The organism is Agromyces sp. H66, from assembly GCF_004959775.1.
Taxonomy (GTDB): domain Bacteria; phylum Actinomycetota; class Actinomycetes; order Actinomycetales; family Microbacteriaceae; genus Agromyces.
This window is the reverse complement of the sequence record NZ_SJZG01000004.1, coordinates 183,400-201,432: the sequence shown is the minus strand read 5'-3', so window position 1 is coordinate 201,432 and position 18,033 is coordinate 183,400. Positions and strand designations below refer to the sequence as shown.

Here is an 18,033-nt window from a genome sequence, read left to right as displayed (position 1 = left end):
CTGTTGCGGGGGCAGGATTTGAACCTACGACCTCTGGGTTATGAGCCCAGCGAGCTACCGAACTGCTCCACCCCGCGGCACAAGAGATAACACTAGCAGGCGATGCATCGGCCGTCCAATCGAGCACGGCCTCGCCGGTTCAGGAGTCGGCGGAATCCGCTGGGCCCTCCGTCGGCGCCGACGCGACCAGCTCGTACGACAGCGGCAGCCACCGCTCGGCGGGCCACCCGAACATGCCGTCGCCCTTCGGCACGGCGATCGGGAAGATCTGCCACGGCACCTCGTAGTGCTCGACGAAGTCGTCGATCGTGAGGCCCGCCGCACGCAGCGCGCCCATGATCTCGTCGAGCGGATGCACCCACTCCCAGGTGCGGTCGTTGACGAGCTTCGCATCCGCGTCGGCGTAGTCGCTCGGGTCGTCGATCACGTCGGGATCGGCGTTCACGTACGGATACTGGAAGGTCGGCATGCCGCCCGCGCCGCCCTCGCCGTCGAACACGTACGCCGCCGGGTGCCCGTCGGCGAAGTACAGGCGCCCGCCGGGCTTCAGGAACCAGGCGACGATACGGGCCCACTCCGCGACATCCGGAAGCCAGCCGATCGTTCCCCAGGTCGTGAATACCAGGTCGAACGATCCGGGATCGGGCAGTTCCTGGCGGGCGTCGTAGACGTTGGCCTCGACGAACCGCGCACGGCCATCGAGGCCGATCTCCGCCGCCATGCGCCGGGCCTCCTCGACGGCCGCACGCGAGAAGTCGAGCCCGACCACGCTCGCGCCGAGGTTCGCGAGCGACAGCGTGTCCGAGCCGAAGTGGCACTGCAGGTGCAGGATGCGAACGCCCGCGAGCCCATCGGGGAACAGCCGATCGACACCCGCGCGCGCGATGGGGTCGAGCACGCTCCCGCCCGCGCGCAGCGGGTCCTGGTCGTAGAAGTCGGATGCCACGTGGATCGGCACCCGTTCGTCCCAGTTCGCGCGGTTATCGTCGAGCCAGTCGCCACCGCGGAGGTCGACGGAACCGGTCACTGCGACTCTTCGGCGGTCGTCTCGGTCTGCGTGAGCTCGAGCAACTGCTCGATGATCTCGGCGAGCCGCTCGTCGGCCGCGCCGTACGCCGCCCAGTCACCCGCCGTGAGCGCGGCCTGCTTCTCCTGGAGGACCTGGTTCGCCTCGTTCAGGAGCGCCTGCACCTCGTCGGTCGGCTCGACGGGGGTCGTCGGCTCGCCGTCCTCGGGCGGCGTCGTGGGCTCGACGTCGGGCTCCACCTCGTTGTCGCCGGCGTCGGCGCCGGAGTCGCCGCCGAACAGCACGTCGAGTGCGAGATCGAGCGTGTCCTCGAACGCGATCTGGTCGCCGAACGCGACGAGCACCTTCTGCAGCAGCGGATAGCTCGTGCTGCCGGTCGACTGCACGTAGACCGGCTGCACGTAGAGCAGGCCGCCGCCCACGGGAACCGTGAGCAAGTTGCCGTTGATCACGTCGGACTGGCCCTGCTTCAGGATGTTCAGCTGGGCCGAGATGCTCGGGTCGCCGTCGAACTGGTTCTGCACCTGGCCGGGACCCGGCACGTTGTCATCCTCGGGCAGCGCGAGCAGACGGAGCTTTCCGTAGTCCTCCCCGCGTTCGCCGTCGGTCGACCCGGCATCCGAGTTCACGGCAAGGTACCCGCGCAGCACGTTGCGGCTCTGCTCGCCACGGGCCTCGGGGATGAACGTCGAGTACAACGAGTACGACGGCGCATCCTGCCCCGGCATCTGCATCGTCAGGTAGTACGGCGGCTGCAGGAGCGTCGTGTTCGCGCCGGCCGTCGGCTCCTTCGGCGTGGTCCACGCGTCCTCGCGGGAGTAGAACGACCCCGGGTCGGTCACGTGGTAGCGGCCGAGCACCGCGCGCTGCATCTTGAACAGGTCGGCCGGGTACCGCACGTGGCTCAGCAGTTCGCCCGACATCTCGCTCATCGGCTCGATCGCCGCCGGGAAGATCTTCTGCCAGGTCTGGATGATCGGGTCGTCCTCGTCCCAGGCGTAGAGCGTCACCGAGCCGTCGTAGGCGTCCACCGTGGCCTTCACCGAGTTCCGGATGTAGTTCACCTCGTCGAACGGCAGCGTCGCCGGCAGCCCCTCGCTGTCGGCGATGGCCTCGCTCATGCTGACCTTGTTCGAGTACGGGTACTGGTCGGTGAGGGTGTAGCCGTCGACGATCCACACGAGGCGGCCGTCGACGACCGAGGGGTAGGTGTCGGAATCGAGCGTGAGATAGGGCGCGACCTTGCGCACACGCTCGAGCGGGTCGCGATCGTACAGGATCTGCGAATCGGTGTTCACGGCGTCGGAGAGGAAGATCTGCTCCGACTGGAACTTCAGGGCGTAGACGAGCTTCGTGAAGACGTTGTCGAGCTTCGGCCCGCCGTCGCCCTCGAAGGTCGTGCGGGTCTCCCGCTCGCTGTCGCCACCGGCCGGATAGTCCAGCTCGATCGGGTCGGCGTCCTCGGGGGCCCCGACGATCGAGTAGTCGGGCGAGCCCTCGCCGAAGTACACGCGCGGCTGGAAGTCGCCCAGCACGCCCGTCGACGGGATGCCGGACTGGAGGAAGACGGGCTGCCCGTCGACCGAGCGCTGGTTGCCCGCCGCCGCCACCATGCCGTAGCCGTGGGTGTAGACGATGTGCGAGTTGAACCAGGTCTGCGCGTCGCCCAGGCCCTCCAGTGCGAGGTCGCGTACGGCCACCACGGTGTCCTGGGTGCTTCCGTCGATCTCGTAGCGGTCGACGTCGAGCTCCGCGGGGAACTGGTAGTACTGGCGGAACTGCTCGAGCTGCCGGAACGCCGGGCTGATCACGAGCGGATCCATCAGGCGGATGTTCGCGGTGGTCTCGGCGTCGGCTCGCAGCGCGCCCGGCTCGGCGTCGGTCTTCGCCTCGAACGGGATCACCTCGATGTCGGCCACGCCGTACGCGTCACGCGTTGACTCGATACCCCGTTCGATGAACGGCGCCTCCAGCGTCTTCGCGCTCGGGTCCACCTGGAACCGCTGCACGACCCACGGGTACAGCGACCCGATGATGAGGCTCGACACGATGAGGAGCGCGGTGCCGACGAGCGGAAGCCGCCAACGCCCGATGGCCGCGGTGATGAAGAAGAGCACCGCGACGACCGCCGCGATCGCCGCGAGGATGCCCCGACCCGGGATCACGGCGTTGACGTCGGTATAGGCCGCACCCGTGATGATCGGACCCGACTCGGACACGGCCGCGTACTGGTCGAACCAGATGCTGACCGCCTGCAGCAACAGGTACACGCCCGTCGTGACGGCGATCTGCACGCGAGCGGACTTGGAGATCACGACCTCGCGGCCGCTCACGCGGATCGAGCCGTACAGGTAGGCCGTCGCGACGACGAGGAGCAGCGAGAGCAGCACGACCGCCGAGGCGAACCCCACGATGGAGCGGTAGAACGGCAGCTCGAAGACGAAGAACCCCACGTCGTACCCGAACTGCGGGTCGGTCGTGCCGAACGGGGTGCGATTCAGCCACATGAGCGAGAGCTCCCAGCGCGTCGACGTCGACACGCCCGCGAACACGCCGAGCACCACGGGGATGCCGTACATGGCGAGGCGCCGGAGCGGCTCGAAGACCTCCTGGTAGCGGTCGAGCTGCGAGTTCAGCTTCGCGTAAACGGGCCTCGTACGGTACGCGATCTGGATCGACGCCCAGACGGGCACCGCCATGGCGACGAAGCCGATGACGAAGAGCACGAGGCGTGCGATCCACTCGGTCGTGAGGACCTCGAGGAAGCCCAGCTGGTCGTACCAGAGCACGTCGGCGTAGAGTCCGACGAAGACGAAGAACGCGATGACGAGTGCTGCCACCACCCCGATCGTGATGACGATGGGGGCGCGGCGGCGCGGAATCCTCGGTGCTTGCGGCTGTGCTGACAATCTCGGCCTCGTGTTCGGTCGCGATGGGATCGAGATTCCATCCTATGGTCGCGAGCCTTGGAACCGGCTGTTCAGGACGCGGGGCAGGAGGCGAATCCCGAGAGGTCCGCGCCGTCGCCGACCGCCTCGACGATCGATCGAGCCTCGTCGAGGCTCGACACGGCGAAGACGGTGAGGCCGTCGGGGACGTGCCCGGTCACCTCATCGCAGTTCGACTCGGGTGCGAGGAACCAGTCGGCGCCCGCCCCGTCGGCGCCCCAGAGCTTCTGTCGGATGCTGCCGATCGGACCCACCGCGCCGGCCGAATCGATGGTGCCGGTGCCGGCGATGATCTCGCCGCCCGTCATCGCGCCGGGGGTGAGCTTGTCCACGATGCCGAGTGCGAACATCATGCCGGCACTCGGTCCGCCGACATCGTCGAGCTGCAGGGTGACGTCGATCGGGAACTCGTAGCGCATGCGGACCCCGACGCCGAGCACCACGGCACCGCCGCGCTCGACGGGCGTGACGGCGACGGTCTGCTCGGTGCCGTCGCGAACCACGACGAGGTTCGCCGGAGCATCCGTGCCGTTCTGCCGCACCGCCTCCCGCAATTCCTCGACCGCGTGCACGGGCACGCCGTTCACCTCGGCGATGACGTCGCCCTCGTCGAGCAGCCCCTCGGCGGGCGACCCCTCGACGACGTCGGCGACCGTGACCTCGCGCGGGAACTCGTAGCCGAGCTCGACGAGTGCCGCGGCGATCGCGTCCTGCTGCGAGTCGACCATCATCGCCTCGTTCTGCGCGTCGCGGTCGGCCTCGCTCAGGCCCGGCGGGAAGAACACCTCGATGGGCACCGCCGAGCGGGTCTGGTCGAACCAGGCGCCCAGCACCTCCAGCCAGTTCGGCGTCCGGCCGGGCCGGCCCAGCACGGTCACCGTGAGGAGGTTGAGCTCGCCGTCGGTCGGGAAGGTCTGCTCGTCGGGGATCTCGATGAGCGGGATCTCCCGGTTGCCGCGCTCGGCCACCCCGAGGGTGTCGTAGATCGGTCCGGGCTGCTCGATGACGTACGGGGAGGGCAGCAGCGCGAACAGCACGGCGATGACGGCGGCCACGGCGAGGGCCCACCCGCCGATGCGTTGCCGGAGAGGGCGTCGCGTCGCGCCGGGGTCGGCGCGCCGACGGTCTTCGGACAACGGGGTCTCATCGTCGAAGATGCTCAACCCAGTCCTCCCGGCGGTGCCTGATCGCGTACGGGCGTTGTTCGCGAAGGGCGGACACCCGGAAGACCCAGCCTAGGCCATTTCCCAGACCAGTCCCCTGAGCCGGCGCTACGGTTGAAGAGACGCGACTGGAGGTGGCTCACGTGGCCCATCAGGACGACGAGCCTGGCGACCGGAATCCCGAGGAGGAGTTCCGCGAGATGCTCCGCGAACTGCTCTCGGGGGCCGGCGGCATCGACGCCTCGCAACTCGCGGGCGCCGCCGGGCTCCCCAACGATCCGGCGAGCATCGCCGCGCTGTTCGGCCAACTGCAGCAGGCCATGAACCGCGGCGGCGACGGCATCGACTGGAGCGTGGCGCTCCGCCAGGGCGAGCAGCGCGCGGCATCCGGCCAGCGGCAGATCGACGACGACGACCGGGCGCGCCTCGAACAGGCGCTGCAGGTCGCATCGCTCTGGCTCGACGAGGCCGTCGACTTCTCGGCGCTCCCCGAGACCCCCGAGCTGCTCACCCGTCGCGCGTGGGTGACGGCCACCATGCCCGTGTGGACGCAGCTGGCCGAGCCCGTCGCCCTCAGCATCTCCGACGCCCTCACGCGCGTGATGACCGAGCAGGCGCCCGAGGAGCTGCGCACCATGATCCAGGGCGCGAGCCGCATGATGCGCGGCATCGGCGGCGCGCTGTTCGCGATGCAGCTCGGCCAGGTCGTCGGGCAGCTCGCGACCGAGGTCGTCTCGGGCGGCGACATCGGCATCCCCCTGCAGACCGACGGCCGCGCCGCACTCCTGCCGCAGAACGTCGCCGAGTTCGGCGACGGACTCGACATCCCGCACGACCAGGTGGAGCTCTACCTCGCCGTGCGCGAGACCGCGCACGCCCGGCTCTTCCGGCACGCTCGCTGGCTCCGCCTGCACCTGATCACCGCCATCACCGCCTTCGCCCGCGGCATCGACATCGACACCGACCGGCTCGAACAGCTCGCCGAGGGCTTCGACCCGTCGAACACCGAGGAACTCCGCGACGCCGTCGTGAACGGCGCGCTCATCCGCCCGAAGAGCGAGGCGCAGCAGGCCGCGCTGGGCCGACTCGAGACGATGCTCGCGCTCGTCGAGGGCTGGGTCGACGCCGTCACCGCGGATGCCACGGGGCGCCTGCCGCGCTCCGATGCCATCGCCGAGTCGATCCGCCGTCGCCGCGCGTCGGGCGGCCCCGCCGAGTCGGCGTTCGCGACGCTCGTCGGACTCGAGCTCCGTCCACGCCGGCTGCGCGAGGCGACCGCCATGTGGCGCGCCGTGACCGAGGCCGTCGGCATCGAGGGTCGCGACGCACTCTGGGCCCACCCCGACCTGCTCCCGACGGCCGCCGACCTCGACGACCCGAGCGGGCTCGTCGCCCGCCTCACGGGCACCCGCACCGCGGAGTCCGACGCCGACGACGAGTTCGACCAGGCGCTCGAGCAGCTGCTCCGCGGCGAGACCCCGGCCGCACCCGGTGAAGACGGGGAGGAGCCCACGGGCTGAGTGTGCCCGGTTCCGGTTCCGCCCGGCCTGTGGACGGATGCCGCGAGACCGACGTGATCTCGGGCATGCTCCCGGCATGGCACCGCGGATCGACCCCACCCTGCCCCTCGTGTGGCGCTCGCCGACCGACCTGCAGCTCGGCGCGACGGCGGCCCGAGTCATCCTCCCCGACGCCGGCGAGCTCGAGGCCAACCTGCTCGCGGCGCTGCGCCACGGCGTGAGCCGGTCGACGTTCCTCACCATGGGCGTTGGCCTCGGTGCGACGGCCGAGCAGGTGCAGCGCCTGCTCGAGCTGCTCGAGCCGGCGTTCCTGCCGGAGCCGGAACCCGGTCTCCGCGCCGAACGCCGCCTCGATGCCACGCCTGCCACCCCCGCCACCGAGCCCGCGCCGGCCACCACGGCCGCCGCGGCCACCGAGCCGGCCGCCGCGCCGCCGCTCGTGGCGCTCGACGCCGAGGGCCTGGTCCGGAGCCGGCTCACCTCGAGCCTCACGACGCTCGGCTACGACGTGGCCGACGCGCGCGACGCGGGCGAGACGGCGACCCTGGCCGTGATCTCGGCGACCTGGGTCGTGCCGCCGGCGAGCTACCTGCCGTTCCTCCGCCGCGACGTACCCCACCTCGTGATCGTCTTCGACGACACGGGCGCGCGCGTGGGCCCCCTCGTCGAACCCGGCACCGGGCCGTGCCTGCGCTGCCTCGACCTCACGAGGCGCGACGCCGACGCCGCGTGGCCGGTGATCGCGGCGCAGCTCGCGGGGCGACCCGCCGCCAGCTGCACCCCGCGTGCCGCGCTCGACGCGAGCGCGCTCGCCGCGGCCGTCGTCGACGACCGCCTCGCGCACGGCCGCACCGGTCTCGCCGCCGCCTCGCTCACGCTGGAGCGACCGGGCGCCCTCCCCCGGCGGCGACGCCACGAGCCGCATCCCGATTGCGGGTGCCGAACTCCTGCAGGAACCGCGACGGCTCCCGTTCGCCTCGCTGCCCCCCGCCCCCGCGGGGCCAGCTCAGCGCGAGCCGGCGCCGTGCCCGCGTGATGCCGACGTAGAGCAGTCGCCGCTCCTCGTCGACGGCGTCGAACCCCTTCGCGTACGAGATCGGCAGCATGCCCTCGGTGAGCCCGACGATGAACACCTCGTCCCACTCGAGGCCCTTCGCCGAGTGCAGCGTCGCGAGCGTCACGGCCGACACCGTGGGCTCGTGCTGGGCCTCGGCACGCGCCCGCAACTCGTCGGCGAACTCCCGGAACGTCGTGCCCTCGGGCGCGTCGTCGACGAGGCGCGCTATCGCGTTCAGCGACTCCCACCGCGCCCGCACCGCGCCGGGACCCTCGGGAGGCTGCACGGTCCAGCCGAGCGAACGCAGCACGTCGCTGACCGACTTGAAGAGCGGCTCGCCCGCGATCGTGAGCGCCGCCGCGCGCAGCGAATGCACCGCCTCGCGCACCTCGGGCCGGTCGAAGAAGCGCACGGCACCGCGCACCCGCGAGCTCACGCCGACGTCGTCGAGCGCCCGCTCGAGGATCGCCGACTGCGAGTTCACGCGCATGAGCACGGCGATCGACTCGGGCGGGACCCCGGCGTCGACGCGCTCCCGGATGCGGGTGGCGACCCCGCGGGCCTCGGCGAGCTCGTCGGGGTAGGACACCACGTCGGGTTCCACGACGGGTGTCGCCGCGGCATCCGTCGCCCCATCCGCCTCACCGGCCACCGACACGAGCTGCAGCGCGCCCGCCCGGCCCCGCATGAGCCGGTTCGCGACGCCGATGATCGCCGACGTCGACCGGTAGTTGCGCTCCAGGCGCACGACCGTCGCGTCCTCGTAGCGCCGCTCGAAGTCGAGCAGGTACTCGGGCGTGGCGCCGGCGAAGGAGTAGATGGTCTGACTCGCGTCGCCGACCACGCACACGTCGCGGCGACCGCCGAGCCAGAGGTCGAGCAACTGCTGCTGCGCGGGCGACACGTCCTGGTACTCGTCGACCACGAAGTGCCGATAGCTCTCGCGCACGTGCATGGCGACCGACGGCTCCGACTCGATCATGCCGGCGGTCGCGAGCAGCACGTCCTCGAAGTCGAGCGCGCGGCGCTCGTCCTTCAGCTGCTCGTAGCCGGCGATCAGGGCGAGCATCTGGTCGGCGGTGAGCGAGCCCGGCGCGCCGCGGCTCGCGAGCCGGCGCTCGTAGTCGTCCATGCCGAGGGCGCTCACCTTGCGCCATTCGATCTCGGCGGCGACATCGCGCAGCGTGGGCACATCGACGCGCAGCTTCAGCCGTTCGGCGGCCTCGCCGAGCACACGCCCCTTGTACTCGAGCACGCGAGGGGCGCTGCCGCCCACCACGAGCGGCCAGAAGTGGTTGAGCTGCGCGAGCGCCGCGGCGTGGAACGTGCGCGCCTGCACTCCCCCGGCGCCGAGCACCCGCAACCTGGCCCGCAGCTCGGCGGCCGCGCGCGCCGTGAAGGTCAGCGCCATGACGCGGGCGGGGTCGTAGGCACCGGATGCCACGCCGTACGCGATGCGATGCGTGATCGCCCGGGTCTTGCCGGTTCCGGCGCCGGCCAGCACGCACACCGGGCCGAGCAGGGCTTCGGCCACCACGCGCTGGTCGTCGTCGAGGGCGCGAAGGAGTGGATCGTCGGATGCCGCGATCACGACGTGATCCACGGCATCCCCTCGTCGACCGGGCCACCGTACCAGCGCTCGAGCATCCACCGGGCGATCGAGCTCCCGCCGGGCAGACCGATGTCGGGGTTCGCGCCTGAGAGTTCCTCGCGCGTGAACCAGCGCAATTCCAGGATCTCGACGCCGTCGGGCCTCGCATCGGCGGCCGCGGCGTTCGCGGCCGCCCGTGCCGTGAAGCCGATCATGAGGCTGGCGGGCAGCGGCCAGGGCTGCGACGCCGCGTACTCGACCCGGTCGACGACGAGCCCGGCCTCCTCGCCGATCTCGCGCACCACGGCCGCCTCGAGCGACTCCCCGGGTTCGACGAACCCCGCGAGGAGCGAGAAGCGGTTCTGCTCCCAGAGGGCGTTCGAGCCGAGGAGCACGCGATCCTCGTCGTCGGTCACGAGCACGATGACGGCGGGGTCGGTTCGGGGGAAGAGGAGCGTGTCCTCCCGGTCGCACCTGCGTGCCCAGCCCGCCTGGATCACCGTCGTCGTCGATCCGCAGCGTGGACAGAACGGGCTCGACTCGTGCCAGTTCGCGAGGGCGACCGCCTCGGTGAACAGTCCCGCGTCGCGGTCGCCGAGCACGGGGGCCGCCGCACGCAGGCTCGCCCAACGCGCTTGCTCGGGCTCGACGCGCGACGCGGCATCCGCATCGAACACCCGGACCTCGACGGGCGTGCCCGCCGGCACGGTCCCATCGTCGGTCACCGTGCGACCGAGGTAGCAGCGCAGCTGCGGCTCAGGCAGTTCGCCCGGGCGACGGAAGTCGAGCACCGGATCCGAGCCGTCGACGCGCTCGGCGAGGAGCACCCGGCCGCGGTGCATCGCGATGACGCGAGCCCGGGGGTCGGCGTCGAAATGCTCGGCGAAGTCGTCGTCGGCGCGGGCCTCGCCGTCGCGGTCGATGGCGGCGCGCGCGAGGGGCGGGGCGGTCGTTTCGCGCACTGGACACCTCTCTGCACGTCTGAGCCCGCTGTCTGCACCAGTGGGCGGAGTCGGCGGGAAGGCGTGGCGGTCGCCCGGGAGGCGGACTCACCTGCTTAAGCTGTGGCCATGGCCAGACCCCCTCTCACTCTAGCCGCGTTGGCCACGGCGGCGGTGCCCGGCCTCGAGGTGCGCGGGGCCCGCACGCACACCCGCCGCAGCCACGGAGGGTACGACAGCGTCCTGCTCCGGGCCGCCGACGGGCGGCACCTCGTCATCCGCGCGCCGCGCTCGCAGAGTGCCGAGACCGAGCAGTCCGCCGACCTCGTCGCCATCCGGGCGATGACCCCCGGCATCCGATCGCTCCTGCCCTTCCGGGTGCCCGCGTTCGTCGGCCAGGCGCCGATCGACGGCACCCGCGCCATCGTCACCGAGTTCCTGCCGGGCACGGTGCTGACGGCCGACGAGCTCACCGAGCACGAGTCGCTGGCCTGGGCGGTGGGCACCGCCATCGCCGCGATCCACACGCTGCCCGCCGGCTTCATCGGCGACGCGGGCCTCCCGCGGGAGACCGCCGAGGAGGCGCATGACGGCGTGGTCCACCTCATCGGGCAGGCCGCCGACACCGGTCGCCTGCCCGCGGCGATCCTGCGCCGGTGGGAACAGGCGACCGACGACCAGGCACTGTGGCGATTCCGGCCCACCGTCGTCAACGGCTCGCTCACGGCCGACTCGATCCTCGTCGACGGCGACATCGTGACGGCCATCGTCGGCTGGGGGACGCTCGCGGTCGGCGACCCGGCGCGCGACCTGCACTGGCTGCTGACGTCGCGCGGGGCATCCGCCGAGTTCGCGCTCGAGGCGTACACGCGAGGCCGTTCCGGCGTCGCCGACGCCCATCTGCCCCAGCGCGCGCTCCTCTACGGCGAGCTCGAGCTCGCTCGGTGGCTCCTCCACGGCGTCGAGCGCCGCGACGAGGCGATCATCGACGACGCCGTCTCGCTCCTCGACGGCCTCGTGGAGCGCGTGCACGACCAGACGAGCGAGCCGCTCTCACCTGAGACCGGTCCGATCCTCGCGGTCGGCGACGTGGAGCGCATGCTCGACGACACGCCCCGCGACCACCTGCCTCGCGAGGGCGGGGCGACACTGCTCACCGACAGCTACGACTTCTCGGAGTTCGAGCGCCGCGAGGCCGGCGAACAGCCGACGGCGCCGGCGGATGCCACGGCACCGATCCCGCTCGACCTCAGCGATTGGGGCGATGCGGCCCCGCCCGAGCCGCCTCACCCCGACGGCACCGACGACACGGCGGCCGCGGAGCCCGCCGCCGAGGCCCAGGAGCGGCGCAACGCCGCCTCGTCGTAGAGGCGGTCGGGCCGGATGATGCGGTCCTCCTCGACGAAGTAGAACACCGCATCGATCTGCTCGGGCGCCACGCCCGCCCACTTCGCGTACGCGAGGCGGTACAGGGCGAGCTGCGTCTGCTTGAGCTCCAGGTCGTGCTCGTCGCGCGGCGAGGCGCCGGTCTTCCAGTCGACGACCTGGTAGCGGATGCCGCGAGCGGCCAGTTCCCCGCCGGGCGGCACCTCGTAGACCGCGTCGAGCTTGCACACGAACACGTGCTCGTCGATCGGCAGGTGCAGCTCGAGCTCGACGGCGATGGGGCGACGCCCGCCCCACTCGGAGGCCTCGAACGTCGCCCGCAGCGCGCGCAGACGGTCGGGCGCCGCATCCGCGAGGATCGACGTCGGCTCGTCGTCGTCGACCGCGAGGGCCGACCACCCGTCGTCGATCGCGGCGGCCTCGCCCGGACCCGTGGATCGGTGCTCCACCCACGCGTGGAAGAGCGTGCCGATGCGGGTGGCGCGGTAGGGGCGCTGCGGCATGGGCCGTCGGAGCTGCTCGGCGACCGCCGCGGGATCGTCGACGTAGTCCTTGAACCGGGAGGCGGGCACACGCGCCGGGATCGGCGGGGCCCCGGGCCCCTCGAACCGGCGCCGACGCTCCTCGAGGAGGAGGCGCAGCTCGTCGGCGAGCCGAGGCCCGATGCCCGCGCCGCTCGGCCGCTCGGCGGCGGCGCGCACCGCGTCGGCGGCGGCGCGAACTCGGGCGCGCCGTGCACCGAGCGGGTCGAGCGGCCAGCGCTGCCGTGTCGTCGCGCCGTCGCGGGGGTTCTCGTCGTCGGCGGGCGCGAGCGGCAGCGCCGCCGGGTCGACCACGCCCGCCACGGCGAGCTCGCGCAGGAACGGGCTCGGCGTACGCGACGACTTCTGCGTCGACCACCACGAGCCCGTGAGCAGCAGTTCGTCGCGTGTGCGCGTCAGCGCCACGTACGCGAGCCGTCGCTCCTCGTCGGCGTGGCGATCCCGGTTCTCGTCGGCGAACGCACGCACGGCGGCGTCGAACTCGGCCTGGCTCTGCACGCCCCGCCACTGCAGCTCGGGCAACTCGTCGCGGTCGCCCTTGAAATCGTTCGGCAGCTCGCCGAACGCCAGCCATCCCTTCGTGGTGCGCGGTTTCGACGGCAGCTCGTCGTCGACCATTCGCGGGATGGCGACGAGATCCCACTCGAGGCCCTTCGACCCGTGGATGGAGAGCACCTGCACGGCGCCCGGTTCGGGCTCATCCTGCCGGGGCGCCAGCCGGTCGCGCTGCTCGGCCTCGGTGAGCCATCCGAGGAAGGCGCCGAGCGTGGGGTGCTCGGCGAGTTGCGCGAAGCCCGTGAGCAGGTCGTCGAATGCCTCGAGGCTCGGCGCGCCGAGGGGTTGCGATTCGTTCGCGTCGACCTCGATGTCGAGCAGGAGTTCCTGCACCACGAGATGCACGAAGTCGACCAGCGGCAGGCCCGCGCGGCGGCGAAGCGACTGGAGCTGCGCGCCGGCTCGGCGCATGCGGCTCAGGCCCGTCTCGCTGAAGCCGCGCACCGCGCTGTGCCCATCGGGCGCGGTGAGCAGGAAGTCGAGGGCGTCCACGATCGACGGCGACTCATCTGGTGCGATCGACGCACGGAGCCCGGTGCGCACGTCGTCGTCGAGCCGCCGGCTCGCGAGGTCGCGATCGGCGAGCCACCTGGCGAGGTCGTGCAGTGCGGCGAGGTCGGCCGTGCCGATGCGCCAGCGCGCGCCGCCGAGCACCCGCACGAGTTCGGAGCCCGCGGTGGGGTCATGCAGCACTCGGAGCACGCAGACGAGGTCGGCGATGACGGGCTGGTCGAGCAGGCCCGCGACACCGAGCACATGCACGGGCACGCCGCGTGCGTGCAGCGCCGCCGTGAAGACGCCGACGTTCGCGAACGTGCGGCAGAGCAGCGCCCCGGTCGGCACGGCCCCGTCCCGAGCGTGCCCGAGGCGCGCGGCGAACCATCGGGCGACCAGGTCGGCCTCCTCCTCGATGGTCTCCGCCCACGCCACGTCGAGGCGGCCCGGCCCCGCGAACGGCGAGGCCACGAGGGGCGCCTTGGGGATTCCAGCGTCGAGCGGTGCGATGAGCGCGTTCGCCGCATCGAGCACGATCCGCGGGTTGCGCCAGCTCGTCGACAGATCGAAGACCCCGGCGGCCCCGTCGGGCGCGAAGTCGTGCGCGAAGCGCGCGAGGTTCGCGGCGCTCGCCCCGCGCCATCCGTAGATCGACTGGTCGGGGTCGCCGACCGCCATCACCGGGTGCCCGCGGAACAGCGTCGAGAGCAGCCGGGTCTGCACGACGCTCGTGTCCTGGTACTCGTCGAGGAGCACGGTGCGGGCACGCTCCCGGTGCGCGGCGACGACCTCGGGATGCCGTTCGCAGATCGCGAGGGCCAACGCCACCTGGTCGGAGAACTCGACGTAGCCGCGCTCGCGCTTGGCGGCCGCGTACGCGTCGGCGAGTTCGAGCAGGGGCGGCAGGGCGCCGACCACGCCGAGCGCGTCGGTGAAGGTCTGGAAGTCGGTGCGCTTGCGCGGCGCCTCGATCGGCAGGCCCTCCATCGCGAGGAAGTCACGGGCGAACGCGTGCACGTCGCGGCTGTCGGCGACGTTCTCGGCGAGCGCCCGGCTGAGCGAGAGCACCGCGCCGGTGACCCGGTCGAGCGACGCGTCGAGCTCCACGAGCCGCGGGTCGGCCGACGCGGAGGCGACCGAGCGGGCGAGGAGCCACGCGGATGCCTCGCCCAGCACCGACGCGTCGGGCTCGCGCCCGATCAGCATCGCGTGCTCGCGGTAGATCGTGCTGGCGAAGGCGTTGTAGGTGCTGACGGCGGCCGATTCCAGCGGATCGAGTTCCACGTCGGCGATGCCCTCGGCGACGAGCTGCCCGACGCGTTCGCGCACGCGGTCGGCGAGTTCGCCGGCGGCCTTGCGCGTGAACGTGAGGCCCAGCACCTCGGGTACGGCGACGTGCCCGTTGGCGAGGAGCCACACCACGCGGTTCGCCATGGTCTCGGTCTTGCCGCTGCCGGCACCGGCGACGACGATGCTCGCGCCGCGCGGATCGGCCTCGATGACGGCACGCTGCTCGTCGGTTGGCGGGTGCAGGCCGAGGCGCGCGGCGATCTCGGCCGCGCCGATGGCGGCACCTCGACCCGCGATCGGGACGGATGCCGCCGCGCCGTGGATTTTCGTGCCGTCGGCCCCCGTGCCGTCGGCCCGCATGCCGTCGGCCCTCATGCCGAGACCGCCGGGATGAGGTGCACACGGTACTGCCAGGCGCCGAAGCGGGAACGGAAGCCGAGCTCCCCCGGGCCCTCGAAGGTGCTCGCGGCCATGAGCCGCCCGACCTCGGCGAGTCGGTCGCGGAACTCCGCCTCGGCGTCGTCGTCGAACGGCTGCTGTGCGCGTTCGGTGTAACCGACGCCGCGGGTCGGCCTCGCGAGGTAGACGAGCTTCGCGCCGCCGACCACGCCGGCGTTCGGGACCTCGCCGGCCCGCGCGGCCAGCTGGTACGCCGCGAGCTGCGGATGCCGCGACGCCTGCTCGACGGTCGGCGGCGTGCGCCCTGTCTTCAGGTCGACGATCACGGTCGTGCCGTCGGGCGACGCCTCGACGCGATCGATGGTGCCCGTGATCCGCACGCGGTCGACGACGAGCGTGAACCGGCCTTCCGCGCCGAGCAGCACCTTGCCGTCGTCGGCGAACGCCGCCAAGTAGTCGGCGGCGCCCTCGACCATGCGCCGCGCACCGCGCCGCTCGCGTTCGGCGACCCAGCCGGCCTCGAACCGGAGGTCCCGCCAGCGCGCCTCGACGGCGGCCCACAGCGTCTCCACGCTCGTGTCGCCGTCGTCGCGGGCGCCCGCCTCCTCGACCACGGCGTGCACGATCGTGCCGATCGACGCGGCGATCCCCGACGGCGGCGACGCGACATGGTCGATGAACCACCCGAGCGGCGACTCCTCGGCCCGGTCGATCTGCGACGGCGACACGGCGACGAGCGCCTCGGGGTCGTCGAGGTCCACGAGCGGCGCCGTGGTCGAGGGCTCGGCGAGCCCGTACCAGTCGTCGGGGTGTGCGCCCGGGACGCCCTCCTCGGCGAGCAGCGCGAGCGCCGCGGCGGACTCGGGATCGGCCGTGGCGACGGCCTCGCGGCGCAACGCGCCGACGAGTCCGCGCAGGTGCAGGGGCCGACGGCGCGGCCGGACCCGTTCGGTGGCGTAGCCCATGAGCATCGACGGCTGCTCATCGTCGTTGGCGGTGCAGCTCAGCACGAGCTGGCGCTTCGCACGAGACGCCGCGAGCGCGAAGAGGCGAAGCTCGTCGCCGCGCACCGACGCACGCGACTCGGCCGCGGTCTCGGGGCCGGGCAACGGCGCGCCCGCCCGCGCCGCCGCGACGACGCGCGGCAGCAGCCCGGCGTGCAGCAGGGTGCCGCGGGGGCGCAGGTTCGGCCACACGCCGTCCTGCAGCCCGGCGACGACCACCACGTCGAACTCGCGGCCGATGAGGGCCGGCGGCGTGGTCACGACGACCGACTCGGCGCTGCGCTGCGGCGCCAGCGAGTCTTCGGGGAGCTCGTTGGCCAGCACCTCGTCTACGAAGCGCACGGCCGGTGCGTCGGGCTCGCGCTCCACGAAGCGCGTGGCCGCCGCGAACAGCGCGACCGCCGCATCGAGGGAGCGGTTCGCTTCGTCGGCCAGCACGCCCGTGCCGCGCGCCTGCGCCCCCCACTCCGACGCGAGGCCGCTGCCGTCCCACAGCGACCAGAGCACCTCCTCGATGGTGCCCCCACCTGTGGCGACGCCACGTGCGGAGGCGAGGAGCTTCGCGACGCGTGCGGCACGCCGGCCGGGAGCCGCGTCGACGGTCTCGAATCCGCCCGGCGCCGACAGCGCGTCGACGAGCAGTTCGTCGCCTGACCGCGAGCCCCCCGCCGCGAGTTCCTCGTGCCGCAACGCGAGACGGAGGCGGCGCAGCCCGACCCCGTCGAGCCGCCCCAGCGGCCCGGTGAGCACCTCCATCGCCCGCTCGGCGGTGAGCGGCTCGCGGTCGAGCGCGAGCGAAGCCGCGACGAGCAGCGCGGCGGCGGCCGGCGCGTCGCGCAGCGCCGTGCGTGCCGCGTCGCCCGCGGTCGGCACGTCGGCGAGCGCGAGGCCGCGTTCGAACGCGGGCACGTCGGCACCGGCCCGCAGCACGACGGCCATCGACGACCACGGCACGCCGTCGAGCAGGTGCCGTTCGCGCAGGAGCGCCGCGACGGACTGGCACTCGGCCGCATGCGAGTGCGCCTCGATGCCGAGCACCGGGGCCAACGGGTCGGCGTCGACGCCGTCGGACTCGTCGAATGTCGCCTGCCGGTGCGTTCCGCCGAGGGCGGTGCCGATGTGCGAGGTGGCCGAGCGCACGACCTCGCGGATGGCCGACCGGCCGCGCAGCACGCTCGGGAGCTCGATGCGCCGAACGGGGGCGCCGTCGAGCACGGTCGACAACGAGCCGAGGAGTTCGGGCCGGCCCCCTCGGAATCCGTTGCTCGCGACGTCGGGATCGCCGAACGCGACCACCGCGACGCCGCGGGCCGCGAACGCGCCGAGCATGGCGGCCGTGGCCTCGGTCGCCTCCTGGGCGTCGTCGACCACGATGAGCCGGAGCGCCGCGAGGCCGCCGAGCGCAGCGGATGCCGCGGCATCCGTCGTACTGCGACGCACGATCGCGGCGGCGAACGCGCCCAGCTCGGCGGAGTCGAACTGGGTCGGCCGCACCTGCTCCTTCACCTCGGCGTACTCCTCGAGGAACGTCGCCGCGGCGACCCACTCGGGCCGGCCCGCGCGTTCGCCGAGTCGCGCGAGTGCCCGGGCGTCGACACCGTGCTCGACGGCGCGCATCATGAGGTCGCGGAGCTCTGAGCGGAATCCCCGCAGCTCGCGCACGTCGGGCCCGAGGGGTTCGGGCCAGGCCGGGCCGAACCCGTCGCGGATGCCGCCCTCGAGGAGGTCGCCGACGATCTGGTCGTGCTCGGCGCCCGTGAGCAGCGTGACGGGTGCTCCGGTGGCCGCCCGCACGAGCTGGAACGCGATCGAGTTGGCGGTTCGCGCGAGCGGCCCCCTCGTCGCGACACCGAGGCGCACCGCGAGCTCGTCGCGGAGTGCCGTGGCCGACGCCCGCGTCGCCGACAGCACGAGCACCTCGTCGGTGCCGTAGCCGCGGCGTTCGACGCGGTCGGCGACCAGTTCGACCACGAGCCGGGTCTTGCCGCTGCCGGGTGAGCCGAAGACCGCGGCGTGCGCCCCATCGGGAAGTGTCGCGACGGGGTGCGGCGAAGTCGCGGTGCGGGGCATGCCTGAACGGTAACGCGTTCCGCCGACAGTGAACGGGTACGGCCC

9 protein-coding genes and 1 tRNA gene are annotated in these 18,033 nt (G+C 72.7%); 2 read left to right on the top strand and 8 right to left on the bottom strand.

Going from position 1 to position 18,033, the window contains the following annotated elements; genetic code table 11:
- Positions 1-3: 3 nt before the first annotated feature.
- The 4 genes from EZM51_RS09045 to EZM51_RS09030 all read right to left on the bottom strand — a co-directional run bounded on the left by EZM51_RS09045 (position 4) and on the right by EZM51_RS09030 (position 5,138).
- A tRNA-Met gene (locus tag EZM51_RS09045) sits at positions 4-77 on the bottom strand.
- Positions 78-139: 62 nt separating this feature from the next.
- Positions 140-1,027: a class I SAM-dependent methyltransferase gene (locus EZM51_RS09040; RefSeq protein ID WP_136707931.1), complete on the bottom strand. Its 888-nt coding sequence runs from the start codon at positions 1,025-1,027 to the stop codon at positions 140-142.
- Positions 1,024-3,909, bottom strand: a complete 2,886-nt coding sequence (locus tag EZM51_RS09035) for a UPF0182 family protein (RefSeq protein WP_282568138.1) — start codon at positions 3,907-3,909, stop codon at positions 1,024-1,026. The genes EZM51_RS09040 and EZM51_RS09035 overlap by 4 nt, the downstream gene beginning before the upstream one ends.
- Before the next feature lie 98 nt (positions 3,910-4,007).
- Complete coding sequence (locus tag EZM51_RS09030) at positions 4,008-5,138, bottom strand: PDZ domain-containing protein (RefSeq protein WP_248305551.1); 1,131 nt, start codon at positions 5,136-5,138, stop codon at positions 4,008-4,010.
- Between the two features lie 200 nt (positions 5,139-5,338).
- Between EZM51_RS09030 and EZM51_RS09025 the strand changes: the two genes are divergently transcribed.
- Positions 5,339-6,658: a zinc-dependent metalloprotease gene (locus EZM51_RS09025; RefSeq protein WP_136708085.1), complete on the top strand. Its 1,320-nt coding sequence runs from the start codon at positions 5,339-5,341 to the stop codon at positions 6,656-6,658.
- An 872-nt stretch (positions 6,659-7,530) separates the two neighbouring features.
- Here the strand turns inward: EZM51_RS09025 and EZM51_RS09020 are convergent.
- Together EZM51_RS09020 and nudC are read right to left on the bottom strand one after the other, a co-directional pair.
- Positions 7,531-9,318, bottom strand: a complete 1,788-nt coding sequence (locus EZM51_RS09020; RefSeq protein ID WP_211195865.1) for an ATP-dependent helicase — start codon at positions 9,316-9,318, stop codon at positions 7,531-7,533.
- Positions 9,303-10,268 carry an NAD(+) diphosphatase gene (gene nudC / locus EZM51_RS09015; protein WP_136707928.1) on the bottom strand — a complete coding sequence of 322 codons (966 nt, stop codon included), beginning with the start codon at positions 10,266-10,268 and terminating at the stop codon, positions 9,303-9,305. The genes EZM51_RS09020 and nudC overlap by 16 nt, the downstream gene beginning before the upstream one ends.
- 108 nt (positions 10,269-10,376) lie before the next feature.
- Between nudC and EZM51_RS09010 the strand changes: the two genes are divergently transcribed.
- Positions 10,377-11,615 (top strand): phosphotransferase, encoded by a 1,239-nt coding sequence (locus EZM51_RS09010; RefSeq protein ID WP_136707927.1) that lies wholly within the window; start codon positions 10,377-10,379, stop codon positions 11,613-11,615.
- On the opposite strand, the gene EZM51_RS09005 is transcribed toward EZM51_RS09010, so the two are convergent.
- Together EZM51_RS09005 and EZM51_RS09000 are read right to left on the bottom strand one after the other, a co-directional pair.
- Complete coding sequence (locus tag EZM51_RS09005; RefSeq protein ID WP_248305550.1) at positions 11,534-14,890, bottom strand: ATP-dependent DNA helicase; 3,357 nt, start codon at positions 14,888-14,890, stop codon at positions 11,534-11,536. The genes EZM51_RS09010 and EZM51_RS09005 overlap by 82 nt on opposite strands.
- A complete protein-coding gene (locus EZM51_RS09000; RefSeq protein ID WP_136707926.1) occupies positions 14,887-17,988 on the bottom strand; it encodes a UrvD/REP family ATP-dependent DNA helicase in 3,102 nt (1,033 codons plus the stop codon). Before EZM51_RS09000 ends, EZM51_RS09005 begins: the two co-directional genes overlap by 4 nt.
- Positions 17,989-18,033: the final 45 nt, after the last annotated feature.